The 5,153-nt window shown below is 48.9% G+C and carries 5 protein-coding genes; all 5 read left to right on the top strand.

Annotated elements, in window-relative coordinates; translation table 11 throughout:
* The coding region (gene trpB / locus C7R94_RS28945; protein ID WP_106785963.1) for a tryptophan synthase subunit beta at nucleotides 1-977 on the top strand (977 nt) is incomplete at its 5' end.
* A 2-nt stretch (nucleotides 978-979) separates the two neighbouring features.
* Nucleotides 980-1,798, top strand: a complete 819-nt coding sequence (gene trpA / locus C7R94_RS28940) for a tryptophan synthase subunit alpha (RefSeq protein ID WP_106785961.1) — start codon at nucleotides 980-982, stop codon at nucleotides 1,796-1,798.
* Between the two features lie 29 nt (nucleotides 1,799-1,827).
* Nucleotides 1,828-2,922, top strand: a complete 1,095-nt coding sequence (gene hisC / locus C7R94_RS28935; RefSeq protein ID WP_106785960.1) for a histidinol-phosphate transaminase — start codon at nucleotides 1,828-1,830, stop codon at nucleotides 2,920-2,922.
* Nucleotides 2,923-2,991: 69 nt separating this feature from the next.
* Complete coding sequence (locus C7R94_RS28930) at nucleotides 2,992-4,095, top strand: prephenate dehydrogenase (protein ID WP_106785962.1); 1,104 nt, start codon at nucleotides 2,992-2,994, stop codon at nucleotides 4,093-4,095.
* 91 nt (nucleotides 4,096-4,186) lie between these two features.
* On the top strand, nucleotides 4,187-5,153 hold a 967-nt coding region (gene aroA, locus C7R94_RS28925; RefSeq protein ID WP_106785959.1), incomplete at its 3' end, for a 3-phosphoshikimate 1-carboxyvinyltransferase.

Genomic DNA, 5,153 nt, shown 5'->3' with positions numbered 1-5,153 from the left:
AAATCTATTTGAAACGAGAAGATCTCAACCATACGGGCGCACATAAATTAAACAATGCTTTGGGCCAAGCATTACTTGCCAAACGGATGGGCAAAAAATCAATTATTGCCGAAACGGGCGCTGGTCAGCACGGAGTGGCAAGTGCAACCGTGGCGGCAAAGCTCGGACTCTCTTGCAAGGTGTTCATGGGGGAAGAAGATATTCGTCGCCAGTCGTTGAATGTTTTTCGGATGAAGCTGCTTGGTGCCGAAGTCATTCCTGCGGTATCCGGATCTCGTACCCTTAAGGATGCGACAAATGAAGCGATTCGCCATTGGGTTTCCCATGTCGATGAAACGTTTTATGTCATTGGATCTGTGGTTGGGCCACATCCATACCCGTACATGGTTCGCGAATTCCAAAAAATTATCGGAGAAGAGACGCGCAGTCAAGTGCTGCAAATGCTCAGAAGGCTGCCAGACGAGGTCGTTGCTTGCGTCGGTGGAGGCAGCAATGCGATAGGTATGTTCTATCCGTTTATTCAGGATGAGTCTGTCGCGCTCAGAGGAGTAGAAGCGGCAGGAAAAGGAATCGATACCGAAAAGCATGCGGCAACACTTACACTTGGACGCCCAGGAGTTATCCACGGTTCCTTAACCTACTTGTTGCAGGATGAAGGCGGACAAGTGCAAGAAGCGCATTCGATTTCGGCTGGCTTGGATTATCCAGGAGTAGGACCTGAGCACGCCTATCTCAAAGACAGCGGAAGAGTGACCTATACATCGGTAACGGACGCGGAAGCACTCGAGGCAGTGCAAGTGCTTTGCCAAACGGAAGGCATCATTCCAGCGTTGGAGAGCGCACATGCGATAGCTGAATCGATCAAGCGTGCGAAAGAGATGTCTCCAGACAAAATATTGGTAATCTGTTTGTCCGGACGAGGCGACAAGGACGTACTGACTATTCAAGAAGCGCTGACAGCAGAAGGGGGAGAGTAATCATGGCGACAGCCCTTAACAGAATCGATCGATTATTCGCGGATCGTGATCGCAAACGATTCATCCCGTTTCTAACGGTAGGCGATCCGTCGATAGAAGCGACCTTTCATCTCGTAAAAGCGATGGTTGAAGCAGGAGCAGATCTCATCGAGCTCGGCGTCCCTTACTCTGATCCTTTGGCAGATGGCCCAACGATACAACGGGCTTCAGAGCGCGCACTGAAAAATGGCGTGACGATCAGGGATGCTTTGCAATTGGTCAAAAGGCTCCGCGAATCAGGTATGGAGGCTTCCATCGTCCTGTTCACCTACTTCAATCCGGTTTTGCAATATGGTATCGAGCGCTTTTTTGCCGATCTTGCTGCCTATGGTGCGGACGGAGTTGTCATTCCAGATTTGCCGATTGAGGAAAACGGTCCAGCAGTAACTTCAGCAAAACAGCATGGCATTCATGTCATTTCGCTCGTAGCACCAACTTCCAGTTCCAGAATCAATACGATCGGCGCGCAAGCAACCGGATTCCTTTATTGTGTATCGTCGCTCGGTGTGACGGGTGCCCGTGCTGACCTGCGCGAGGATTTGGCAGATTTTCTCGAACGAGTAAAGGCCAGCACATCGGTACCTACTGCGGTAGGCTTCGGAATATCCACGCCGGATCAGGTACGAGCAGTAGCACCCCATACGGATGGTGTCATCGTGGGGAGTGCCATTGTACAGCAAATCGAGGAGCATGCTGAGCAGCTGAAAGACCCCAAACAGATGCCAGAAGCTGTAGAAAAAATAAAAACCTTTGTACATCAGTTAGCCAGTGCGCTACAATAGTGGGAAAAATGTGACTGGAGTGAACGTGGATGCAACCGAAACAACGCATACTCAATGCCCCGGTATATCAACCTGGCAAGCCCATTGATGACGTGAAACGCGAATATGGTTTGACCGAAGTCATCAAGCTGGCGTCCAACGAAAATCCTTTTGGTTCCTCACCGAAGGCGAAAGCTGCCATTTCGGAACAGTTGGACAATTTGGCCCTGTATCCAGACGGTGCAAGCCTTAATCTGCGCTGGGATCTTGCTGACTTCCTCGGAGTCAAACCAGGCCAATTGTTTTTCGGCAACGGGTCTGATGAAATTCTGTTGATGATCTCTCGTGCTTTTTTGAGCGAAGGAACAAACGCAGTCATGGCGACGCAAACGTTCTCGCAATATCGCTCAAATGGGATTATTGAAGGAGCAGACTTGATTGAGGTGCCGTTGAAAGATGGCGTTCACGATCTCGAAGCGATGGCGGCTGCCATCAACGAACAAACGAAGGTCGTATGGGTATGTAACCCGAACAATCCGTCAGGGACGATTGTAACAGCATCCGAGTTGGAAGCTTTTCTGAAAAAGACTCCAAAAGATGTACTGGTCGTTTTGGATGAGGCTTACTACGAGTATGTAGTGGATCCAGAATATCCGCAAACAGTCCCGATGCTCGCTGAGTATCCGAACCTGATTATTTTGCGTACGTTCTCCAAAATCTACGGTCTGGCTGCTCTTCGTATCGGCTACGGGATCGCGTCAGAAGAGCTCATTTCCTCACTGGAACATGTGCGTGAGCCTTTCAATACAGGCACACTTGGACAGGTAGCAGCACGTGCGGCATTACAAGACCAGGAATTTGTGAAAACATGCCGTGATCGTAACCGAGAAGGCATGAAGCAGTTTACCGATTCATTTGACGAGTGGGGACTCTCCTACTATCCATCTCAGACCAACTTTATCTTGGTTGATTTGAAAAAGGATTCCGATGAGGTATTCAAAAAGCTGCTCTCTCAAGGCATTATCGTTCGCTCTGGTAATGCGCTAGGCTTCCCGGGTTTTCAACGTATTACGATCGGGACCAAAGAGCAAAATGACAAGATTCTTTCTGTCTTAAAAGAAATCGTGACTGGAGCATTGAAATAAAGGACGAAGATGCCGGGCATGCCTCGGCATTTTTGTCTAAGAGAGATATAGGAAGGATAGAGAGTGGAGATGAAAAAAACCACTATTACTGTAATCGGCGTCGGGTTGATTGGCGGCTCAATCGCGCTGTCAATGCGACGCGATCCCAATATTCGGGTAGTCGGTTACGATTTACGTCAAGATTGTTTGGATAAAGCACTGACCCTTGGTGTTATTCATGCTGGCACAACTGATTTGCAGACCGCAGTTCGAGAAGCAAATGTCATTTTCCTCGCATCACCTGTAGAGCAAATCGTTGCAACCATTCGCTCGTTAGTGGAAATGGAGCTGCAACCAGGTGTGATCATTACAGATGTTGGCAGTACAAAAGCAGGTATTGTGAGACAAGCGGGTGATGTCATTCCCGATCATGTTACGTTTATCGGTGGACATCCGATGGCCGGCTCGCATAAATCAGGCGTGGAAGCTGCTTCTGATCGTCTGATGGAAAACGCCTATTATGTTTTGACACCAGCCCCGGGAACACCTGTAGAAAAAGTAAAGCAATTGTCTGAACTGCTTACACTGACTCGGGCAAAAATCGTGCAAATGGACGCGGATTCGCATGATCAGGTCGTGGGTGCAGTTAGTCATTTCCCGCACATTCTCGCTTCTGCTCTGGTCAATTTGGTGGCAGGGTATGACGAGGAAAATGCTTGGCATGCAACGCTTGCTGCTGGTGGCTTCCGTGACATTACGCGCATTGCATCGAGTAACCCTCAGATGTGGCGTGATATTTTGCTGCAAAACCGTGATCCGATCCTCAAAATCGCAAAAGATTGGGCAAACGCATTGGAAGATGTCGTTCACCTTGTAGAACAGGGAGATCCAAAAGGAATCGAGCATTTCTTCAAAACGGCCCGAGAATTTCGCGACAGTTTGCCAGAGCGTAAAACGGGTGCATTGCCTCCTTTGAACGATTTGTATATCGATATCCCGGACCACCCGGGTGAAATCGGACGAATTACGACATTGTTGGGAGCAAGACAAATCAACATCACGAATCTCCAAATCAGAGAGACACGAGAAGACATTTATGGGGTGCTACGGATTACGTTCCATTCGCAACAAGAGTTGGAAAAGGGAGAGGAAGTTCTTCGCTTTTTCGATTACAATGTATACAAGCGCACATAAGTATTTTTATGCAAACACACTTTACAACGAAGACGCTTCACAGTGCGACTGGTGATCTGGGAGAGCGTGAGAGAGAAAAGGAGTGGAAGTAATGCTTCGCGTACAACAAGCCAAACAAATCAAAGGTACCGTTCGCGTGCCTGGAGATAAGTCCATTTCCCATCGTGCAGTCATGTTTGGTGCTCTAGCAGAAGGCACCACAACCATTGAAGGCTTTTTGCCGGGTGCCGATTGCTTGAGCACGATTAGCTGCTTTCGTCGGATGGGGATCGAGATTGAACAACAAGGAGATGCCGTAACCGTACAAGGAAAAGGCTGGTATGGCTTGCAGGAACCATCTCAACATCTGGATGTAGGGAACTCCGGTACGACGATTCGCTTAATGGCAGGGATCATGGCAACACAGCCTTTCCATGTGGTGATGGAAGGCGATGAGTCCATCGCAAAAAGACCAATGCGTCGTGTGATCGGACCACTCCGTCAAATGGGCGCCAAAATCGATGGAAGAAAAGACGGTGAATACACACCGTTATCTATTCGAGGCGGAGAACTTCAAGGGATTGCTTATCAATCCCCAGTTGCAAGTGCACAAGTGAAGTCAGCGATTATGCTGGCAGGATTGCAGGCAAAAGGCGTGACGAGTGTAACAGAACCGCACTTATCCCGCGATCATACGGAGCGTATGCTGCAAGCGTTTGGTGTACAAGTCGTGCGTGATGGCTTGACTGTTTCAGTAGAAGGCGGACAAAAGCTGAAAGGCCGTGCCATTTCTGTTCCGGGTGACATTTCTTCCGCTGCTTTTTTGATTGCAGCTGTAATGGTCGTACCTGGCAGCTCTCTTCTTATTGAAAATGTCGGAATCAACCCAAGCCGTACGGGCATTATCGATGTTGTCAAGGCGATGGGGGGAAGCCTGGAGCTTTTGAATGAACGAATCGTAAATGAAGAGCCGGTTGCAGACCTCCTCGTGACGCATTCGGAGCTGCATGGTATTGAAATTGCCGGAGATATCATTCCACGCTTGATTGACGAAATTCCGGTGATTGCGGTCATGGCAA

The organism is Brevibacillus sp. NRRL NRS-603, from assembly GCF_003013445.1.
In the GTDB taxonomy this organism is placed as follows: domain Bacteria; phylum Bacillota; class Bacilli; order Brevibacillales; family Brevibacillaceae; genus Brevibacillus; species Brevibacillus formosus.
Note: the sequence above shows the minus strand (reverse complement) of the source record. Positions and strands in the feature narration are given on the sequence as shown.